A 20,620-nucleotide genomic window follows, 5' to 3' on the forward strand; every position below is an offset into this window, starting at 1 on the left:
GTGGTCGAGTTCGCCGAGGAACTGGGCACACAGCTGGTTCGGCTGCAACGCCTGCGTGAGCGCAACATCGCTGCGATCTCGTCCTCGGGAGGTGTGGACGGCGCAGCGTACGTATGCTTGTTCAGGCTCCTGCGCGACGGACCGATGCGGTCCAGTGAACTCGCCGCGATGGTGAATTCCGATCCGTCGACGGTGAGCAGGCAGGTGGCTCAGCTGGTCGAACGGGGGCACGTCGAGCGGCTGCCCGACGAACGTGACGGTCGAGCATTCGTGCTCGCAGTGACGGAGTCGGGTCGGGAAGCGGCGGCGGCGATCCAGCATCGACGAACCGACAATCTCGGACGGGTCATCGAGGGGTGGACACGGGAGGACAGAGAATCGCTGGTCGCGTTGCTCGATCGCTTCTTGACCGATTACGAAACGATCAGGCCGGACCTGCCCGAGCGGCGCGCCGGTAACGTCTGATGCGCAAATGAACGATCGCGCTACCTGACACGCTCGTCGACCGGCCGCCGCACAGGTCCGCATGCTCGCCCGAACAGTCAGAACGGACGGAGGGGAACGCGGTGCCATTCGATCGCGATCGACCGCCGCACAGACGGGTGAACGGGCCTCGACCAGGCTCGGTGCGGCTCGAACGATTCGTCGCCTTGGGAATCGCCGCCCTGGTTCCGTCGTTCGGTCTGATCGGGGTCATTGCGATGTTCTCCGCCGACGGACCCGAAGGCAATGCGGCCAAAATCGCCTGCACACTGGTGCTGATCTCGACCGTTCCGGTGGGGGCGTGGTGGTTTCTTCGCTCGGCGGACGTGTCGCACATGCCCGGATGGTTCGTGGTGTACGCCGACGTGGGCGTCGCGGCGATGCTGCTCACCTTCGCAGGCCGAGACCTCGCACTGAATGTGGCGGCACTGTTCGCGGTGATCGGCATCTACATCGTCTACTTCTCCCGGCGCCGAGTACTCGAATTCCACATGCTGTTCGTCAACGCAGTGGTCGTGGCGCTGGCAGCACTGGCATTCGCCGAGGACACACACGACCTGGCTTCGACCGTCGCCAGAACTCTTGCCACGCTGTTGGTGGTCAACTCGGTGCTCGCGTTCCGGGCAGTGATCCAGCGTCAGCTCGATCTCGCCAACACGGACTCGCTGACCGGACTGCTCAACAGACGCGGCCTGGAATTGCGGCTGCAACGCATGATGAACTCGCTGGACGAGGAACGCTCGGTCGCGCTCATGGTGGTCGATCTCGATCAGTTCAAACGAGTCAACGACACCTACGGCCATGCAGCGGGTGACCGAGTTCTGCGCCGTACGGCCCGCAGGCTCAACGCGGTCACGGGCGGACGGCCGTGTGTGGCACGTACCGGCGGTGAGGAGTTCACGATCGCGCTACCGGTCGACGATGCCGCCGCGCACAGGATCGCCCACGAGATTCTCGAGTCCATTCACGACCCAGCCGACGACGTACCGGTGACGGTCAGTGTCGGTGTGGCCCTGCTGGACGGCGGCCGATGGTTCGCCGCCGCCGAGTCCGGTGACGGTGCCGACCTGGTCCACAACGTGCTGCTCGACGCCGACACGGCCATGTACGAGTCCAAGCACGCGGGCGGAAACAGAGCAACGGTGTACGCCGGCGAATGACTCGCGGGCGTACACCGTTCGACGTTCGGGGAAGAACGTGTGCCGTGCGTCAGCGCAAAGCGCTCTTGGGGTCGTTCCACAACTGATCGGTGAAGTCCTCCAACGCCACGAGCACGATGGTGTCCTCGGTGCGGCGCAGGATCGACTTGCTGGCGCGCACCTGCACGATATCGCCGGTCTTGTCGGTCATCCGCCACAGAGAATCCGCGCGGGTGGCCACCGTCGTGAGGAACATGTCCGCGACGTTGACGCCCTCCGGTGCCCGGTCGGGGAAGATGTCGTGCAGGTGGAAGTCCTCCCGCTCGCTGCGGTCGAGACCGAACAGATCGTCGAAGGCCTCGTTCGCGAACACGATGGCACCGGTGGGATCGACCGCGAGGATCGGCACCGGGATCCGGTCGAGGACGACCGTCACCGGCAGATCGGGAAACTGCGTCGGATCCGAGATCGGTCGCGAATCGAGATTGCGCCGATCACCGTTGGAAGTGCTGTCGGTCATACGTCTCCCCAAACTATGTTTCGTCGGCGCACGGCCGAGACGAGGTGTGGTGCCGAAACGATCAGTGACCCGGATTGTCCGTCAAGCGCTTGAACGACGCAGCGATTTCGGCCTCGGCCTCGGCGCGGCCAACCCAGTCTGCCCCGGTGACGTGCTTGTTGGGTTCGAGATCCTTGTAATGGACGAAGAAATGCTTGATCGCGTCGAGCTCGAACGTCGAGACGTCGCTCAGATCCTGGATGTGATCCCAACGGGTGTCGCCTGCCGGGACGCACAGAACCTTGTCGTCGCCGCCTGCCTCGTCGACCATCTTGAACATCGCCACGGGGCGGGCCTCGACGATGACACCGGGGAAGACCGACTCCGGCAGCAGCACCAGTGCGTCGAGGGGATCGCCGTCCTCGCCGAGCGTGTTCTCGATGAAGCCGTAATCGGCTGGATACGCCATCGCGGTGTAGAGGTAGCGGTCGAGGCGAACACGTCCGGTGACGTGGTCTACCTCGTACTTGTTGCGCTGCCCCTTGGGGATCTCGATGGTGACGTCGAACGGCACGTGCAGTCCTCACTGTCTTCGTCGAGCCGAAACGGCCCGAGTCGTTGCGAATGTGTCGATGGTGGCGGCGCAAGGCTACCGGACCCGAGGATACTGTTGACTGAACGATCGTGGGTACGACCACGGCAGATACGGAGGAACAGTGGCGGGGCTGACACGGCGGTTTCTCGGCCCCACAGCGGGTCGACGGCGCAGGAAGAAGCGCATGATCCTGACGCTGTGTGCCGTGTTCGTGGTGATCCTCGCCGTGACGACCGCAGCGCTGGTGCTGCCGTCGGTGTCCGACGGTGCCGAGACCGCGATCGAGCCGCCACCCGACACGGTGCTGCCCGACCCGGCGATCACCCCGTTCCCGGAATCGGCACCGATGCCGAACGCGGCAGGTCTGGCAGCTGCACTCGCCCAGGTGGTCGACGATCCCGCCCTCGGCACGTTCACCGGAACCGTCGCCGACGCGCAGACCGGCCAGGTGCTCTGGTCCCAGAACCCCGACACTCCGATGACGCCTGCCTCGACCACGAAGGTGCTCACCGCGGCGGCTGCGATGCTCGCGCTCCCGGCGGATCACCGCGTCACCACCCGCGTGGTCCAGGGAAGCGGCGAGGGCAACATCGTGCTGATCGCGGGCGGCGACCCGACACTCACCGCGCTGCCGGTCGGAACCGACGGGTTCTATCCCGGCGCGGCGCGCATCGACGACCTGGTCGAGCAGATTCGGCGCAGCGGAACGGTGGTGCGCAGCATCGCCGTCGACACCTCGATCTATTCCGGTGACACGATGGCGCAGGGCTGGTTTCCCGCCGACATCGCAGCTGGTTCGATCACGCCGATCGAACCGATCATGCTCGACGGCGGAAGATCGGACCCACTCGTCGACGAATCGCCGCGCAGCACCACCCCGGCACTGGACGCGGGCCGGGCGCTGGCCGCGGGGCTGGGCGTCGACCCGGCCGTGGTGACCACCGGCAAGGCGACCGACGGGGCCGATCAGATTGCATCCGTCGAATCCGCTCCGCTGCGAAACCGCTTGCAGCAAATGATCTATCGGTCCGACAACGTCCTCGCCGAGGCCGTCGGACGCGAACTCTCGCTGGAGATGAACACGGCCGCAAGCTTTTCCGGTGCAGTGGCAGCGATCGGACAGACCCTCTATTCCGCAGGCTTCGACATGGCCGGACTCCTGCTCGAGGACGCCAGCGGGCTGTCGGTCGACGGCAAGATTCCGGCCAGGCTGCTCGATCAGGTGTTGACCTCGGCCGCCGGAACCGAGCAGCCGGCGCTGCGTCCGATGCTCGACTACCTTCCCGTCGCCGGTGCCACCGGAACCCTGACGGATCGGTACGCCTCGGGGAATCGGACCGGAGCGGGCTGGGTTCGCGCCAAGACCGGGACCCTTTCTGCCGCAAGCGCTTTGGCGGGATATGTCGTCGACGTCGACGGCCGGATCCTGACCTTCGCTCTGATGTCCAACGACCGGCCACCCGACGTCAGTCGCCCCGCCCTCGATGCCGTCGCATCGACCCTGAGATTGTGTGGTTGCCAGTGAACACGGACGCAGCAGCGAAGACCGACGACAGCGAAGCCACCTCCGGTTTCGCCGGTGCCGTCGACTGGTCCGTGGCAGCCAAGGCCGGAGCCAAGCTGGCCCGCCCGGGTCCGGCCACCTCGCGCTACACCGCCGCTGCAGCCGTGGAAGAGCTTGCCGCCGCATCCATTCGGGCCGAGGGGCCGGTGCGCGAGACCACCGGCCTGGCCGACGGACTCCCCGTGCCCGACGCCCAGGTGGTCGACCGTGCCGGCTGGATCGCCGCGGCCGCGGCGTCGATGAAGCACCTGACCGGAGACGACGACGGTACGCCGCCGTCCGGGCTGCTCGGCGGAAAGCCGGCCGGACTGCAGGCCGGAGCGATGCTGGCCTTCCTGTCCAGCGCCATTCTCGGACAGTACGACCCGTTCACCGGCGAGAACGGAACCCTGCTCCTCGTCGCGCCCAACGTGATTGCCGTCGAGCGTGCACTTCGTGTGTCGCCCAGCGACTTCCGCCTGTGGGTGTGCCTGCACGAGGTGACCCATCGAGTGCAGTTCTCCTCCGCTCCGTGGCTCGGCGGCTACATGCGCGAGAACGTGGGGGTCCTCTCCGACGGCACCGACGAGCCGCTCTCCGATGTCGCCAACCGGCTCACCGGCGCGCTGAAGGCCCGAAAGAATCCGAGCGGGTCGTCCAAGTCCGAGGACGCAGGCATCGTCGGACTGCTGCGCGCCACCCAGCCGCAGCCTCAACGCGACGCCATCGACCGACTCCTGGTGCTCGGCACACTGCTCGAGGGCCACGCCGACCACGTGATGGACGCCGTCGGACCGGCCGTCGTGCCGACCGTGACGCAGATTCGCGGTGCGTTCGATCAGCGCAGGCAACGCAAGGTGAATCCACTTCAACGCGTCATCCGGGCACTGCTCGGCATGGACGCGAAGATGGCGCAGTACGTGCGCGGCAAGGCATTCGTCGATCACGTCGTCGCCACGGTGGGGATGGAACGCTTCAACACCGTGTGGACCGGGCCCGACACCCTGCCGTTGCTGTCGGAGATCGAGGACCCCGACGCCTGGATCGCCCGAGTTCTGGGCTAGTGCTCCTGCCTGAGGGAGTGGAGCCTGCGGAACGACCACGAATGCCTGAAGGGCCTGCTCTGCTGGAGATCAGGCACGCGGTTCGGGGTTGGTTGTCGGTGCATCCTGGGCCGGTGGTCGTCGCATTGTCCGGTGGAGCGGATTCGTTGGCCCTGACCGCAGCGACCGTGGCCGAGGCTCCGAACGTGCGGGCGTTGATCGTCGATCACGGTCTGCAGGCCGGCTCTGCCGAGGTGGCCTCGATCGCGGCGGCGCGTGCCCTCGAGTTCGGCGTCGATGACGCACGTGTTCTGACGGTGCAGGTGACCGGTTCGGGAGGGATGGAAGCGGCCGCCCGCAGAGCCAGGTACGACGCGTTGAACCGGGCCCGCGGCGACGCGTCGGTGCTGGTGGCGCACACCCTCGACGACCAGGCCGAGACGGTGCTGCTCGGGTTGGGGCGCGGATCGGGACCGCGGTCGATCGCGGGCATGGCGGCATTCGATGCGCCCTGGGGTCGGCCGCTGCTCGGGGTTCGACGCAGCGTGACCCGAGCTGCCTGCGTCGAGTTGGGGGTCGAGCCGTTCGAGGATCCGCACAACACCGACACCGATTTCACTCGGGTGCGGTTGCGTCACGAGGTGCTGCCCTTGCTCGAGGACGTGCTCGGCGGTGGTGTCGCCGCGGCGCTCGCGCGGACGGCCGAGCAGTTGCGCGAGGACGGCCGGGTGCTCGACGCGATGGCCGAATCGGTCGTGGACACCGATTCACCGGACCTCGCGGTCGCGGCGCTCGACCCGCTCGATCCCGCAGTTCGCCGGCGAGTGCTGCGCCGATGGTTGCTCGGCAGGGGTGTGACGTCCCTGACCGACCGGCAGATCCGGGCCGTCGATGCCCTCGTCGGACGGTGGACCGGCCAGGGCGGGGTTGCGCTGCCAGGCGGAACGCCCGACGCCAGGTTGGTGTGCTCGCGTCGACATGGCAGGCTGAGCGTCGGCCTGGAGAACGAATGAAGGGAAACCCCGTGTACGAGGGCGACATCGAATCGGTTCTCATTTCCGAGGAACAGATCAAAGCACGCACTGCGGAACTCGCAGAAGAGATCGCCCAGCGGTATCCCGAAGGCTCGCCGGAAGGTGACCTGCTCCTGGTCGGCGTCCTCAAGGGCGCGATCATGTTCATGACCGACTTCGCGCGCGCATTGCCCATCCCGGCGCAGCTCGAGTTCATGGCGGTCAGCTCCTACGGTTCGTCCACCTCGTCGTCGGGCGTCGTCCGGATTCTCAAGGACCTCGACCGCGACATCACCGGACGCCACGTGCTGATCGTCGAGGACATCATCGACTCCGGACTGACCCTGAGCTGGCTCAAGCGCAACCTCGCGACGCGCTCGCCTGCCTCGTTGTCGGTGGTGACGTTGTTGCGCAAGCCCGACGCCATCAAGGTCGACGTGGAGGTCGCGAACGTGGGCTTCGACATCCCCAACGAATTCGTCGTCGGCTACGGCCTCGACTACAACGAGCGCTACCGGGATCTGCCGTACATCGGCTTGCTCGATCCCAAGGTCTACAGCTGAGTCCGTTCCTTCGGTCCGCCCCGTTCGCGTGAATGGACCATTGCCGCGCCGAGACGTATGCAATGGTCCATCGATGCGGATAGGGTGCCCAAGAGGTGGGGAACTGCCGGGGGAGTGCAGTCGTTGGAGGGGTAGAAGCGTCGACGCAAACAGGTGCGTGGACGCACAGCGCCAGGTATGAGCGAGTCAGATGTCCGAGTCTCGCGCTAGCCTGGAGTATCCGGCGGGCAGGGAGCAGCCAGCGCGCGGGAGCGGACTGAAAGGACACGGCCGACTCGGCTGAAGCTGTATGAATCGGAAGACAGTAATACGAAATCTTGCCATCGTTTTCGGCATTCTGTTGGTGATCTATGCCTTCAGTTACTTCGGTAACGACACGCGGGACTGGAAGACGGTCGACACCTCGGTGGCGATCGCCCAGCTCGACGACCGCAACGTCGAGTCCGCGCAGATCGACGACCGCGAACAACAGATTCGGCTGACGCTCAAAGAGGCCAACGAGGCCTCGGGCAACGAAACTCAGATCATTGCGAAGTACCCGGACTCGGCGTCCGAGCAGATCTTCGACAAGGTGGACTCGCAGGGTCTGACGAGCTACAACACCACCGTCACCCAGGAGAGCTGGTTCAGCTCGTTCCTGCTGCTGATCCTGCCGATGGTGCTGATCCTCGGCGTGATCATCTTCGTGATGAGCCGCATGCAGGGTGGCGGACGCGGTGGCGTCATGGGCTTCGGTAAGTCCAAGGCCAAGCAGCTGACGAAGGACATGCCCAAGACCACCTTCGCCGATGTCGCAGGCGCAGACGAGGCAGTCGAAGAGCTCTACGAGATCAAGGACTTCCTGCAGAACCCGGCGCGCTACCAGGCGCTCGGTGCCAAGATTCCGCGCGGCGTGCTGCTGTACGGCCCTCCCGGAACCGGCAAGACGCTGCTCGCGCGCGCCGTCGCAGGCGAGGCAGGCGTGCCGTTCTTCACCATCTCCGGCTCGGACTTCGTCGAGATGTTCGTCGGTGTCGGCGCGTCCCGAGTGCGCGACCTGTTCGAGCAGGCCAAGCAGAACAGCCCCTGCATCATCTTCGTCGACGAGATCGACGCCGTCGGTCGCCAGCGCGGCGCAGGCATGGGCGGCGGTCACGACGAGCGCGAACAGACGCTCAACCAGCTCCTCGTCGAGATGGACGGCTTCGGGGAACGCACCGGCGTGATCCTCATCGCCGCGACCAATCGCCCCGACATCCTCGACCCCGCGCTGTTGCGTCCCGGCCGCTTCGATCGGCAGATCCCGGTCGGTGCCCCCGACCTGGCAGGCCGTCGGGCGATCCTCAAGGTGCACTCGGCAGGCAAGCCCGTCGCCCAGGACGCCGACCTCGAAGGTCTCGCCAAGCGAACCGTCGGAATGTCCGGTGCCGACCTGGCCAACGTCATCAACGAGGCCGCACTGCTCACCGCTCGCGAGAACGGCACCGTCATCACCGAGGCGTCCCTCGAGGAGTCGGTGGACCGTGTCGTCGGTGGCCCGCGCCGCAAGAGCCGCATCATCAGTGAGCACGAGCGCAAGATCACCGCGTACCACGAGGGTGGCCACACTCTCGCGGCATGGGCGATGCCCGACATCGAGCCCGTCTACAAGGTCACCATCCTCGCTCGCGGTCGCACCGGCGGCCACGCGATGACCGTGCCCGAGGACGACAAGGGCCTGATGACGCGGTCGGAGATGATCGCTCGCCTCGTGATGGCCATGGGTGGACGCGCGGCCGAGGAACTCGTCTTCCACGAGCCGACCACCGGTGCGTCCTCCGACATCGACCAGGCCACCAAGATCGCTCGCGCGATGGTCACCGAGTACGGCATGAGCAGCAAGCTCGGCGCGGTTCGGTACGGGCAGGAACAGGGCGACCCGTTCCTCGGCCGTTCGATGGGCCAGCAGTCCGACTTCTCGCACGAGGTCGCCCGTGAGATCGACGAGGAGGTGCGCAAGCTCATCGAGGCTGCGCACACCGAGGCGTGGGCCATCCTCAACGAGTACCGCGACCTGCTCGACACCCTTGCCTCCGAGCTGCTCGAACGCGAGACGCTCACCCGCAAGGACCTCGAGAAGATCTTCCACAGCGTCACCAAGCGGCCGCGCATCACCCTGTTCAACGACTTCGGTGATCGCAAGCCCTCGGACAAGCCGCCGGTCAAGACGCCCCGCGAACTCGCCGCCGAGCGCGGCGAGCCGTGGCCTCCGGTGCCGCCGGCCCCGAAGCAGCTTCCGCCGCAACAGTTTCCGCAGCCCAGCTACGCCGGTTCGCCGCAGCTGAGCAAGGGTGGCTACCCGAACGGGAGCAACGGATACAACGGTGCCCCCACCAACGGCGCGCCCACCAACGGCGCGCCCACCAATGGCGCTCCGTCGAACGGTGGCCCGGTCAACGGATCGCCGGGCACCGGGGACGTCAATGCGCCGAACAACGGTGACGGTCGACGCAGCGCCCCCACCACCGGCGGTTTCAACGGCGGTGGCTACAACGGCGGGCCGAACGGAGGTTACGGCGGCCCGGCCATCGGAGGTGCTCCCAACGGGGGCGGGTACTCCGAGGGCTACCGCAGGCAGGAACCTCGCCCGAGCGGCCCCGGCCAGGGCTCGCGTCCCGATTACGGTGCCCCGGCAGGATGGTCGGCTCCGGGATGGCCTCCGCGTGACCAGTCCTCGGTTCCCCGTTACCAGGGACCGACCACGCCGCCGGCTGCGAATCAACCGAATCGCGAGCAGCCGGAATCGGATCGACCGGATCAGAGCCGGTACGAGCCTCCGCAGGGACAGCCGCCGACGTACCGACAGCACCCCACCTATCAGCAGCCGCAGGCATATCAGCCGCCGACCTCTGCGCCGTCGAACCAACCGCCGTCGAACCAACCGCCGGAATATCAGTCGCCGCAGTATCAGCCGGATCCGTTCCGGCCGGACGCTCGGGACCAGGGTCGTACCTCTCGGCACGAGCCGCCGTACGGCCAGAACCGGGACGATGCTGCACCGGCCGAGGCGCCGCCTCCCACCTGGGAGGTTCCGACTCCATCGCAGAGCTACCCGCTGCCCGGAGACGATCGTCCCTCGAACAGCGCGCCCGAGGACTCGCGTCGAGACGAGCGAGCCGAGGACGACGGTGACGAAGGTCCACGCACGCAACGCTGGGAAGGACCGGGCGGCTCGTACCGCTAGGTCGGTCATTAGGCTGACTGGGTCGACCGTTTCGGTCGGCCCAGTCCGTCGTTCGAACCGTGCTGTAGGTCGGCGCAGCTGCTCTGCGAAGAACAGGTGCAGTTCGGCCCAGCTGTCACATTCGCGGAGCCCAACCGGAGGTACGTTCTCGTGTCAGTCAACCGGACCGACGAGTCGTCGAACGACTCGGCAGAAGTCCCAGCAGCGCAGCAACGGGCAGTGGAACAGACAGTGGCCTACGCCACCGGTGCGGTCTTCGACCAGCCTCGCGCCGAGGCCGCCGTACGTGAGCTGTTGATCGCCGTCGGCGAGGATCCCGACCGTCCAGGTCTGCTCGACACCCCGGCCCGCGTCGCGCGCTCCTACCGCGAAATCTTCGCCGGGCTCTACACCGACCCGGACACGGCGCTGAACACGACGTTCGACGAGGGACACCAGGAACTGGTCCTCGTCCGCGACATCCCCATGTTCTCCACGTGCGAGCATCACCTGGTCTCGTTTCACGGCGTCGCACACGTCGGCTACATCCCGGGCAAGAGCGGCAAGGTCACCGGCCTTTCGAAGCTCGCGCGCGTGGTGGACATGTACGCCAAGCGTCCGCAGGTGCAGGAGCGTCTGACCAGCCAGATCGCCGACGCGTTGATGCGCAAGCTCGACCCGCGCGGTGCAATCGTCGTGATCGAGGCCGAGCACCTGTGCATGGCCATGCGCGGGATTCGCAAGCCCGGTGCCAGCACCACCACTTCGGCGGTGCGGGGTCTGCTGCAGTCCAGCGCGGCATCGCGTTCGGAAGCTCTGGACCTGATTCTGCGGAAATGACGCGGCCGGTCGATTCCCGATGAGCCCGGCGCGGAGTATCCCCCCGGCACCCGTCGTCATGGGTGTCCTGAACGTCACTGCCGATTCGTTCTCCGACGGCGGTCGATACCTCGATGTCGAGGCCGCCGTCGAACACGGCCTGGCGATGCATCGTCGCGGAGTCGACATCGTCGATGTCGGTGGTGAGTCGACGCGTCCCGGCGCAGACCGGATCGATCCGACCCTCGAAGCGCAGCGCGTCGTGCCGGTCATCGCCGCGCTGGCCGCAGCAGGGGTGGCCACCAGCGTCGACACGATGCGCGCCTCGGTCGCCGAGGCCGCGATCGACGCCGGGGTCTCGATCGTCAACGACGTCTCGGGCGGTCGGGCGGATCCGAACATGGCCGGGGTGGTTGCGGCCGGCGGATTGCCGTGGATCCTGATGCATTGGCGAGCCGCCGGATCCGAATACCGGCACGCAGGTCCGGCCGATCGATACGACGACGTGGTCGCCGACGTTCGCAGCGAGCTGCTCGAACAGGTCGATCACGCAGTGGCGGCGGGAGTGGACCCGGCGATGCTCGTGCTCGACCCCGGCCTCGGATTCGCCAAGAACGCCGATCACAACTGGCAACTGCTGCGTGGCCTTCCCGACCTGGTGTCGGCCGGATTCCCCGTTCTCGTCGGTGCTTCCCGTAAGCGCTTCCTCGGGTCGCTGTTGGCGGACGCCGACGGTTCTCCGCGGCCACCGGACGGACGTGAGGTCGCCACGGCGGTGGTGTCGGCCCTCGCCGTCGCCGGGGGAGCGTGGGGTGTGCGTGTGCACGACGCCCGCGCATCACTCGACGCGGTTGCCGTCGTACGGGCATGGCAGGGTGATCGAGCATGAGCGAGATCAGCAGCCACGTCGGCGCAGGGACGCGTCGCGGCGACCGCCTCGAGCTGCGTGGCCTGACGGTGCGCGGCAATCACGGGGTTTTCGACTTCGAGAAGCGAGACGGGCAGGACTTCGTCGTCGACATCACCGTGTGGATGGACCTGCGTCCCGCGGCCGAGACCGACGACCTGACCCGAACGCTGCACTACGGAGAACTGGCCGAGCACGCTGCCGCCGTCGTCGCGGGACCGTCCAGGGATCTGATCGAGACGGTCTCGGCCGAGATCGCCGAGGTCGTGTTGGCGTACGACTCGCGCGTCGAGGCGGTGGAAGTGGTGCTGCACAAGCCGTCGGCCCCCATTCCGCTGACGTTCGGGGACGTTGCCGTGGTGGCGTACCGGGAGCGGCCGTGACCCGTGCGGTGCTGTCCATCGGCAGCAACATCGGTGATTCGCTCGCCCACTTACGCTCTGTCACAGCCGAATTGGGTTCGCGGCTGGTTGTCTGCTCGCCGGTGTACCGCTCCGCACCCTGGGGTGGCGTCGAGCAGCAGGACTTCCTCAATGCCGTGGTGGTGGCCGAGGACGACGGTTTCGACGCCTGGGATTGGTTGAGCTTCGGTCAGCGCCTCGAAGAGGCGGCCGATCGCGTCCGAGTGCAGCGGTGGGGGCCGCGGAGCCTCGACGTCGACGTGATCGTGTGCGAAGACGTGATCAGCGACGACCCTCGTTTGATCCTTCCGCACCCGCGCGCACACGAACGAGCGTTCGTCCTGCTGCCCTGGCTGGACGTCGAACCGGACGCCACCCTGCGCGTCGGCGGCGACGACGTGCCGGTGTCCGAGTTGCTCGCGCGATCGAGTGCGGAGGAGCGGGCCGGAGTCGTACGTCTCGACGGCAGCGGTGATCGCCTGTGGTGACCAATCCCACCAAGGTCTGGGATGTCCTGGGTCTTTTCCTGGTCGCCTCGATCGGCACGTGGCTGCTGGTTCGGGTCTTCTACGGCTCCTTGCCGCCGATTCCGGTGTACGCCGGCGCATCGTTGTATCTGGTCGCGGTGGTGCAGGTGGTCACTGCGGTGATCGTTCGCAACCGCATCGCCGAGCATCGGGTGGGCGGCGGTCTGCACGATCTGCATCCGTTGACGGTGTTCAGGGCGCTGGTGCTGGCGAAGGCATCGATGCTGGTGGGAACAGCTGTCGTCGGGGTGTGCGTCGGATTTCTGGTGTACGTGATGCCGCGTGCGGCGACGGTGCGGGCAGCGTCGTCGGATCGGGTCGGAGCCGTCGTTGCGCTCGTGGCCGGACTGGCCGTCGTCGCCGCCGCGGTGTGGCTCGAGCAGTGCTGCCGGACCCCGAAAGACAATGACGACGAGCGTTCTCGGTAACGCCCGAAACATTTGATTGTTACCTCGGTTGTGTAAGTGATCGGTCGAGGATGACTATTTGCGAACGATTTGCCGGTTACCCTTGTGAACATGACAGATCAGACTCGCGCAAAGAAGGGGCGCCGTAAGAGGCGTAGTGCGAGCCAGCTGTTCCTCGCGGCGCTCGTCGTGTTCGGCATCATCGCCAGTGTGTTGTTGCTCTTCACCGAGAGCGTGCAGTGGATGAGGGTCGGTGTTCTCTCGGCGCTGTGGGCTGCGGTGATCGGTGCATTCGCGATGACCAAGTACCGGCGTGAGGCGGCCGCCGATCAGACCAAGGCCAAGGACCTGCAGACGGTCTACGAGCTGCAGTTGGCTCGGGAGATCTCGGCGCGACGTGAGTACGAGATGAGCGTCGAAGCTCGGGTTCGCGGCGAATCGCAGCTCGAGATCGACGAGGTCGCAGCGCTACGCAACGAACTCGCCGCCCTCCGCCAGAACCTGCAGGTGCTCTTCGACGGCAATCTGCCCACCGAACGCGTCGCACTGCGGGCCGAGGCGATGAGGATGCAAGAGCTCGGCGGACGCGGATACGACAGCTACCAACCTGCGCCGTCGGGCCTGTACGTCCCCGGTCGCGGGAACGGCAACGGTTCGATGGCACCGGGAACCGGCCTCAACGGCGTCGGCACTCCGTACGACGAGCCGGTCACGGCGGAGACGTCGGTGGTGTACCCCGAGGATCCGGACGAGATGCCGCAGGCCACGGCTTCGGCAGCGCCGCCGGCGGCTGCCGAGTCGGCTCAGGATCCGTACGACGAGGATTCGTTCGAGCAGACGAGTTACGACACCGACGCCTCCGACTCAGCCGAGGAATCGTTCGAGCGGCCTGCAGCGCAGGCACGTCCCTACGGCGCTCCGAGACCGGCGGGACGCGTCACGCCGCCCAGCTCGCCTTTCACCGCATACGACTTCGAGCAGACGCGTCGACCTGCTGCAGAACCGGAACCTGCGGCGGAGTTCGAGCCGCAGGCCACCACCGAGACCTACGAGACCGGGCAGGCGGAGGCCGATTCGGTCGGTTCGTATCCCACGGAGTCGTTTTCGGCCGAGTCGTTTTCGGCGGAGTCTGCCTCGGAGCCGGCCGAGCAGTACGCAACCGAGCCCGAACACGGATCGGACGCGGTCCCGAACGGCGACGCCCTCTCGGAGTCTCGCGCCTCGTTGCGTGAGTCGGCCGACGCGTTCTTCGCGGCCGATCACGACTACGAGACATCGGCCGAGGACACGTCCGTCTCGCCCCGGCGGGGTCGCAGGCGCGCGGAGTCGAGTGACGAGGATGCCACGGGAGCGCACTCCAACGGCCGATCCGTCGCAGAGATCATGGCCGGTCTGCAGGGTGGTGACTCGTCCGACGTGACCACAACGGATCCGGGGACGCGTCGCCGCCGCCGTCGCGCAGACTGAGAACCAGATCACACTGCTCTTCCATGGCCCGCGAGGGCTCACTGTCGCTATTGTTCCCTGCAGGACGTCTGGTACCCGCCACGCGGGACTGGAACGAACGAGAGGAAATTTTCGGTGACCTTTTCTGGCACCGGTGGTCTGTCTCCGGCTCGCTTGACGGTTGGTGTCGTCTCGGCGGGACGGGTCGGTACCGCATTCGGTGAGGCGCTCGAACGCGTCGGGCATGTTGTCGTCGGTGCCGCCGCGGTGTCCGATGCGTCTCTCGCGCGGGTGCGTGAGCGGCTTCCCGAGTCCCAAGTTCTGCCCGTGGACGAGGTTGCTCGTCGCGCGGAACTGCTCGTTCTGGCCGTACCGGACAGCGAGTTGGCGTCGATCGTCGCGGGCCTGGCGTCCACAGGGGCGGTTGCACCGGGAAAGTTGGTGGTGCACACCTCCGGAGCGAACGGGATCTCGGTGCTCGAGCCTCTGGCTGCTCTCGGTGCCGTGCCCTTGGCCATCCACCCGGCCATGACGTTCAGCGGCGGAGCCGAGGACACCGACCGGATGACGGCCGCGTGCTTCGGCATCACTGCAGGCGACGAGATCGGCTACGCAGTGGCGCAGGCTCTCGTGCTCGAGATCGGCGGCGAGCCGGTGCACGTCCCCGAGAACAACCGGGCGCTCTACCACGCCGCGCTCGCGCACGGCAGCAATCACCTCGTTACACTGGTGGTCGACGCCGTCGAAGCGCTCCGAGTTGCGTTGACCGGACCGGGTTTTCCCGGTTCGGATTCCGAACGCGGTGTGCCCGAGCGTGTTCTGGCCCCGCTGCTCGAAGCTGCGCTGGACAATGCGCTGCGCAACGGCCAGTCGGCCCTCACCGGGCCGGTGGCCCGCGGCGACACCGCTGCAGTCGGCAAGCATCTCGACGTGCTCGAGTCCGTGGATTCGCGGATCGCAGCCGGATACCGCGCGCTGTCGTTGCGATCGGCACAGCGCATCGGTGCCAAGGCAGACCTGATCGAACTTCTGGAAGGGAATCGATGACCCTCGCGGGCAGCTACACCAAGGGGCAGTTGACGGTTCACCACGATCCTGCGGTGATCACGTCGGTGTCGAAAGCACTGCGGGGCGTCGGGAAGCAGGTCGCTCTCGTCCCGACCATGGGTGCCCTGCACGCCGGGCACCTGCAGCTGGTGCGGCAGGCCAAGCTCACCGGGGCAGTGGTGATCGTGTCGATCTTCGTCAACCCCCTGCAGTTCGGTGTGGGCGAGGACCTCGATGCCTACCCGCGGACTCTCGACGCCGATGTGGCACTGCTGCGTGAGGAGGGCGTCGAACTGGTCTTCGCGCCGTCGGTGTCGGACATGTATCCGTCGGGTCCGCGCACCACCGTCAATCCCGGTCCGCTCGGCGCAGAACTCGAAGGTGCAAGCAGGCCTACACATTTCGCAGGAATGCTCACCGTCGTGGCCAAACTGCTGCAGATCGCTGCACCGCATCGTGCCTATTTCGGCGAGAAGGACTACCAGCAACTGACGTTGATCCGGCAGATGGTGCGCGATCTGAACTTCGACGTCGCCGTCATCGGGGTTCCGACGGTTCGCGAGCAGGACGGACTCGCCTTGTCCTCGCGTAACCGGTATCTCGATGCCGAGCAGCGCGATGCTGCGATGGCGCTGTCGGCCGCACTGGTCGCCGGGGCACACGCCGCGGCAGGCGGCAGCGAGGCCATCATCGCCACTGCGCGTGCCGTGCTGGACGAGGCACCGCTGGTGCAGGTCGACTACCTGGAGGTACGCGACCCGCATCTCGGACCCGCTCCCGAACGTGGCGACGGCAGACTGCTCGTGGCAGCCAAGGTGGGCACCACGAGATTGATCGACAACGTCGGTGTCGCCGTCGGCACCGGTTTCCTCGAGGCAGGAGTGGAGCCTGCGGAACGACCAGAAGAAATTGGCCCGGACGATCCCACAAGTGGAGAGTGACACGATGTTTCGTACCATGATGAAGTCCAAGATCCATCGCGCCACCGTGACGCACGCAGACCTGCACTACGTGGGCTCGGTGACTGTCGATCAGGATCTGATGGAGGCGGCCGATCTGCTCGAAGGCGAGCAGGTCACCATCGTCGACATCGACAACGGCGCTCGACTCGAAACGTACGTGATCACCGGTGAGCGCGGCAGCGGTGTCATCGGAATCAACGGAGCTGCAGCGCATCTGGTGAACCCGGGCGACCTGGTCATCCTGATCGCCTACGGGGTGATGAACGAGCAGGAGGTTGCCGACTACGCGCCGCGGGTGGTGTTCGTCGACGAGAAGAACCGTCCGGTCGAGTTGGGCAGCGACCCGGCTCATGCGCCTGCGGGCTCGGGTCTGATCACGCCGCGCGATCTGCGGGCCGATTCCGTGCTGGTCTGATTCGATGCTCCTCGCGATCGATGTGCGCAACACCAGCACCGTGGTCGGTCTGTTCACCGGCACCGGTGATCACTCGAAACTGCTGCGCGATTGGCGAATTCGGACGGACCCGCATGTGACGGCCGACGAGTTGGCTCTGATGTTGCGCGGTCTGCTGGGTGAGGACGCCGAACGGATCACCGGAGTCACTGCGCTGTCGACCGTGCCGTCCGTGCTGCGGGAGATGCGGACGATGCTCGCGCGCTACTGGGATCACGTGGTGCACGTGATGGTCGAACCCGGTGTGCGCACCGGAGTGCCGCTGCTGGTCGACAATCCCAAAGAGGTCGGAGCCGACCGTATCGTCAATACCCTTGCCGCACACGACCTGTACGGCTCGGCGTGCATCGTGGTCGACTTCGGAACCACCACCTGCGTCGACGTCGTCTCGGCCAAGGGCGAATTCCTCGGCGGCGCCATCGCCCCAGGACTAGAGATGTCGGCGTCGGCCATGTCGACCCGCACTGCCACGCTGCGCGAGGTGGAGATGATCCGGCCTCGTTCGGTGTTGGGCAAGAACACTGTCGAATGCATCCAGTCGGGCACCATCTTCGGTTTCGCCGGTCTGGTGGACGGCCTGGTCGGGCGAATTCGACGGGAGGTTCCCGAGGTGACCGGAACGGATGTCGCCATCATCGGGACCGGCGACATCGCCGCGCTGATCCTGCCGGAATCGACGACCATCGAGCACCACGAACCGGATCTGACGCTCGAGGGTCTGCGTCTGGTCTACGAACGCAACATGGCAAAGCGGCGTCCGCGCTGAGTGTTTCGGCGGCGGCCACGCTGAATGTTTCGGTCCAGCGCTGGCGGATCGGGCGTTCGTGTGTCAGAATCGTCGGCGTGATGACGTGCATGGCCACCCAGGAGTGTTGTCGAGGCTGAACCTTGCCTCGTTCGTAACACACCCCTGGAGTAGAGCTTCATGCTTTCCACACCTGTATTTTCTGCACCCTCCCGCACCCGATTGCCGTCGCGTTCGGTCTCGACGCTGCCGACTCGGTTGCGTCCACCGGACCTGCTGCGCATCACCGACCAGGGCGCATCCGACGTCCTCGAGGGCCGCTTCGATCACCTGCTTCCCGACGGTGGCCGCTGGCCGACGGACGAGCGTTGGGCCGTCCGTCTGCATTCCGACGATGACCTCGACGTCTGGTTGATCAGCTGGGTTCCCGATCGGTCCACCGAACTTCACGATCACGCGGGGTCGCTCGGTGCGCTGACCGTGCTCAGTGGCTCGCTCCTCGAATATCGTTGGGCTGGAACGGGACTGAGGCAGCGTCACCTCGACGCCGGTGATCAGGCGTCGTTCCCGCTCGGGTGGGTGCACGACGTGATGCATGATCCGGCGTCGGACACGACGGGTCCCACTCTCAGCGTGCACGCCTACTCGCCGCCGCTGACGGCGATGTCCTACTACGAAGTGACCGAACGGTCCACGCTGCGTCGTACCCGTAGCGAGCTCACCGACGAACCCGAGAAGGCCACACTGTGACCATCCAGACCATGACCATTGTCGACATGCTCGAATCCGCGCGCGAGACCATCGATCGCATGACCGTGTTCGAACTGCGAGACGCCGTCGAGCGAGGTGCCGTCGTCATCGACATCCGCCCCCAGGCGCAGCGAGCAGTGGAGGGAACGCTGCCCGGCGCACTCGCCATCGAACGCAACGTCCTCGAATGGCGTCTGGACCCCACGAGCGATGCGCGTCTGGCGATCGCCGTCGACCACGACGTGGAGTGGATCGTCATCTGCTCCGAGGGCTACACCTCCTCGCTCGCCGCCGCGTCGCTGCAACAGCTCGGTTTGCACAAGTCCACCGACCTGGTCGGCGGCTACCAGGCGCTGAAGTCGGCTGGACTGCTCGGGGTACTCACGCAGGCCAAGCACTGCGTCCGTGAGGCCGAGGCCGTCGCTGCGCACTGATCGTCCTCACTCGCTCGGACTGTAAAGTGTGTGCGCGTGACTGACACAGCTTCTCCCCAGCAGGCCGACGACACCCCGGAGCAACTACGGATTCGTCGTGCCAAGCGCGCCGCGCTGCTCGAGCGCGGGGTCGAGGCATATCCGGTGTCCGTCCCGCGGACCCATTCGCTGCTCGAGATCCGCACCGAGTTCCCCGAACTCGAACCCGATACGACCACCGGCCTGATCGTCGGAGTCGTCGGCCGCATCATCTTCGTCCGCAACACCGGCAAGCTGTGCTTCGCCACCTTGCAAGAGGGTGACGGCACCCAGCTGCAGGCGATGATCAGCCTGGCGGGTGTCGGCGAGGACGCTCTCGCGGAATGGAAGTCCGACGTCGATCTCGGCGACTTCGTGTTCGTGCACGGCGAGGTCATCAGCTCCCGACGCGGCGAGCTGTCCGTCATGGCCGACGCCTGGCAGATCGCGTCGAAGTCGCTGCGGCCCCTGCCCGTCGCGCACAAGGAACTGAACGAAGAGACGCGCATCCGGCAGCGCTACCTGGATCTGATCACCAACCCGACCTCGCGTGAGACCGCCCGCAAGCGCATCGCCGTCGTCCGGGAACTGCGTAACGCACTCGAGCGTCGAGGATTCCTCGAAGTCGAGACTCCGATGCTGCAGACGCTGCACGGCGGTGCTGCGGCGCGGCCGTTCGTCACCCACTCCAATGCCATGGATACCGATCTGTTCCTGCGTATCGCACCGGAGCTGTTCCTCAAGCGCTGCGTCGTCGGCGGCATCGAGAAGGTCTTCGAGATCAACCGCAACTTCCGCAACGAAGGTGCCGACTCCTCGCATTCGCCGGAGTTCGCGATGCTCGAGACGTACGAGGCCTACGGCACATACGACGACTCGGCGAAGATGACGCGCGAACTCGTCCAGGAAGTGGCCATGGCTGCGCTCGGATCCACCGTGGTGACGCTGCCCGACGGCACCACCTACGACCTCGGCGGCGAATGGACGACGCTGGAGATGTACCCGTCGTTGTCGGAGTCGCTCGGATTCGACGTCACCCCCGAGACCACCGTCGACGAACTGCTCGCCATCGCCGACAAGGTCGGTGTCGAGGTGCCGCGTAAGGACGGGGTCCCGATCTACGGCCACGGCAAGCTCGTCGAGGAACTGTGGGAACACCAGGTGGGCGACGCGTTGACCGAACCGACGTTCGTTCGCGATTTCCCCGTCGAGACGTCCCCGCTGACCCGGCAGCACCGCAGCAAGCCCGGCGTCACCGAGAAGTGGGACCTGTACGTACGCGGCTTCGAGTTGGCGACCGGATACTCCGAGTTGATCGACCCGATCATTCAACGCGAGCGTTTCGAGGACCAGGCTCGTCAGGCTGCGGCGGGCGACGACGAGGCGATGGTTCTGGACGAGGACTTCCTCGCCGCGATGGAGCAGGGCATGCCGCCGACCACCGGAACCGGCATGGGCATCGACCGTCTGTTGATGGCGCTCACCGGCCTGGGCATCCGCGAAACGATCCTGTTTCCGATCGTCAAGCCCTCGCAGGCCTGATCGGTAGGTAAAGCGCTGTTCGCCAGCAGCGGACATCGAATGGGAAACGTTTTGCATAGTGCCTGCGTTATGAACTGTAAGCAGGCACAGCAGTCCGGATCC

Annotated in this window: 22 protein-coding genes; 20 read left to right on the forward strand and 2 right to left on the reverse strand. The window is 66.3% G+C overall.

All coding sequences use genetic code 11. From position 1 onward, the window contains the following. A complete protein-coding gene (locus tag CH295_RS13075) occupies positions 1–465 on the forward strand; it encodes a MarR family winged helix-turn-helix transcriptional regulator (protein ID WP_037195003.1) in 465 nt (154 codons plus the stop codon). A 161-nt stretch (positions 466–626) separates the two neighbouring features. Then, positions 627–1,643: a GGDEF domain-containing protein gene (locus tag CH295_RS13080; RefSeq protein WP_230596469.1), complete on the forward strand. Its 1,017-nt coding sequence runs from the start codon at positions 627–629 to the stop codon at positions 1,641–1,643. Between the two features lie 49 nt (positions 1,644–1,692). On the opposite strand, the gene CH295_RS13085 is transcribed toward CH295_RS13080, so the two are convergent. Beyond that, positions 1,693–2,142: a PAS domain-containing protein gene (locus tag CH295_RS13085; RefSeq protein ID WP_037195005.1), complete on the reverse strand. Its 450-nt coding sequence runs from the start codon at positions 2,140–2,142 to the stop codon at positions 1,693–1,695. A 61-nt stretch (positions 2,143–2,203) separates the two neighbouring features. Next, positions 2,204–2,695: an inorganic diphosphatase gene (locus CH295_RS13090; protein ID WP_037195007.1), complete on the reverse strand. Its 492-nt coding sequence runs from the start codon at positions 2,693–2,695 to the stop codon at positions 2,204–2,206. Between the two features lie 205 nt (positions 2,696–2,900). On the opposite strand from CH295_RS13090, the gene dacB reads away from it, so the two are divergent. The 18 genes from dacB (at position 2,901) to lysS (ending at position 20,518) form a co-directional block, all read left to right on the forward strand. Next, positions 2,901–4,241, forward strand: coding sequence for a D-alanyl-D-alanine carboxypeptidase/D-alanyl-D-alanine endopeptidase (gene dacB, locus CH295_RS13095; protein WP_094740942.1), 1,341 nt, complete (start codon positions 2,901–2,903; stop codon positions 4,239–4,241). Further along, positions 4,226–5,323 (forward strand): Rv3626c family coenzyme F420 biosynthesis-associated protein, encoded by a 1,098-nt coding sequence (locus CH295_RS13100; RefSeq protein ID WP_094740943.1) that lies wholly within the window; start codon positions 4,226–4,228, stop codon positions 5,321–5,323. Before dacB ends, CH295_RS13100 begins: the two co-directional genes overlap by 16 nt. 41 nt (positions 5,324–5,364) lie before the next feature. After that, positions 5,365–6,315, forward strand: coding sequence for a tRNA lysidine(34) synthetase TilS (tilS, locus tag CH295_RS13105; protein WP_037195011.1), 951 nt, complete (start codon positions 5,365–5,367; stop codon positions 6,313–6,315). A gap of 11 nt (positions 6,316–6,326) precedes the next feature. Then, on the forward strand, positions 6,327–6,878 hold the full coding sequence (gene hpt / locus CH295_RS13110; RefSeq protein WP_032395535.1) for a hypoxanthine phosphoribosyltransferase: 552 nt from the start codon (positions 6,327–6,329) through the stop codon (positions 6,876–6,878). A gap of 289 nt (positions 6,879–7,167) precedes the next feature. Next, entirely contained in the window at positions 7,168–10,080 is a 2,913-nt protein-coding gene (gene ftsH, locus CH295_RS13115) for an ATP-dependent zinc metalloprotease FtsH (protein WP_094740944.1), read from the forward strand. A 219-nt stretch (positions 10,081–10,299) separates the two neighbouring features. Further along, positions 10,300–10,899 (forward strand): GTP cyclohydrolase I FolE, encoded by a 600-nt coding sequence (folE, locus tag CH295_RS13120; RefSeq protein WP_037195562.1) that lies wholly within the window; start codon positions 10,300–10,302, stop codon positions 10,897–10,899. A gap of 19 nt (positions 10,900–10,918) precedes the next feature. Then, a complete protein-coding gene (folP, locus tag CH295_RS13125; RefSeq protein ID WP_170945882.1) occupies positions 10,919–11,767 on the forward strand; it encodes a dihydropteroate synthase in 849 nt (282 codons plus the stop codon). Beyond that, positions 11,764–12,168 (forward strand): dihydroneopterin aldolase, encoded by a 405-nt coding sequence (gene folB, locus CH295_RS13130; RefSeq protein WP_094740946.1) that lies wholly within the window; start codon positions 11,764–11,766, stop codon positions 12,166–12,168. The genes folP and folB overlap by 4 nt, the downstream gene beginning before the upstream one ends. After that, positions 12,165–12,674 (forward strand): 2-amino-4-hydroxy-6-hydroxymethyldihydropteridine diphosphokinase, encoded by a 510-nt coding sequence (gene folK, locus CH295_RS13135; RefSeq protein ID WP_094740947.1) that lies wholly within the window; start codon positions 12,165–12,167, stop codon positions 12,672–12,674. The genes folB and folK overlap by 4 nt, the downstream gene beginning before the upstream one ends. Next, the gene (locus CH295_RS13140) at positions 12,671–13,141 is read left to right on the forward strand and encodes a DUF3180 domain-containing protein (RefSeq protein WP_037195566.1); all 471 of its coding nucleotides are present in this window, start codon (positions 12,671–12,673) and stop codon (positions 13,139–13,141) included. The genes folK and CH295_RS13140 overlap by 4 nt, the downstream gene beginning before the upstream one ends. 90 nt (positions 13,142–13,231) lie before the next feature. Next, positions 13,232–14,587, forward strand: a complete 1,356-nt coding sequence (locus CH295_RS13145; protein ID WP_212556169.1) for a DUF6779 domain-containing protein — start codon at positions 13,232–13,234, stop codon at positions 14,585–14,587. A 114-nt stretch (positions 14,588–14,701) separates the two neighbouring features. Continuing rightward, positions 14,702–15,613 (forward strand): Rossmann-like and DUF2520 domain-containing protein, encoded by a 912-nt coding sequence (locus tag CH295_RS13150; protein ID WP_094740948.1) that lies wholly within the window; start codon positions 14,702–14,704, stop codon positions 15,611–15,613. After that, complete coding sequence (gene panC / locus CH295_RS13155; protein WP_094740949.1) at positions 15,610–16,554, forward strand: pantoate--beta-alanine ligase; 945 nt, start codon at positions 15,610–15,612, stop codon at positions 16,552–16,554. Before CH295_RS13150 ends, panC begins: the two co-directional genes overlap by 4 nt. A gap of 4 nt (positions 16,555–16,558) precedes the next feature. Further along, positions 16,559–16,990 carry an aspartate 1-decarboxylase gene (gene panD / locus CH295_RS13160; protein WP_032380718.1) on the forward strand — a complete coding sequence of 144 codons (432 nt, stop codon included), beginning with the start codon at positions 16,559–16,561 and terminating at the stop codon, positions 16,988–16,990. 4 nt (positions 16,991–16,994) lie between these two features. Continuing rightward, on the forward strand, positions 16,995–17,795 hold the full coding sequence (locus CH295_RS13165) for a type III pantothenate kinase (RefSeq protein ID WP_037195023.1): 801 nt from the start codon (positions 16,995–16,997) through the stop codon (positions 17,793–17,795). Positions 17,796–17,954: 159 nt separating this feature from the next. Next, complete coding sequence (locus CH295_RS13170) at positions 17,955–18,524, forward strand: cysteine dioxygenase (RefSeq protein ID WP_094740950.1); 570 nt, start codon at positions 17,955–17,957, stop codon at positions 18,522–18,524. Between the two features lie 11 nt (positions 18,525–18,535). Beyond that, positions 18,536–18,958: a rhodanese-like domain-containing protein gene (locus CH295_RS13175; RefSeq protein ID WP_037195570.1), complete on the forward strand. Its 423-nt coding sequence runs from the start codon at positions 18,536–18,538 to the stop codon at positions 18,956–18,958. A 36-nt stretch (positions 18,959–18,994) separates the two neighbouring features. After that, positions 18,995–20,518, forward strand: a complete 1,524-nt coding sequence (gene lysS, locus CH295_RS13180) for a lysine--tRNA ligase (RefSeq protein WP_094740951.1) — start codon at positions 18,995–18,997, stop codon at positions 20,516–20,518. Positions 20,519–20,620: the final 102 nt, after the last annotated feature.

Source organism: Rhodococcus sp. 14-2483-1-2 (genome assembly GCF_002259405.1).
In the GTDB taxonomy this organism is placed as follows: Bacteria; Actinomycetota; Actinomycetes; order Mycobacteriales; family Mycobacteriaceae; genus Rhodococcoides.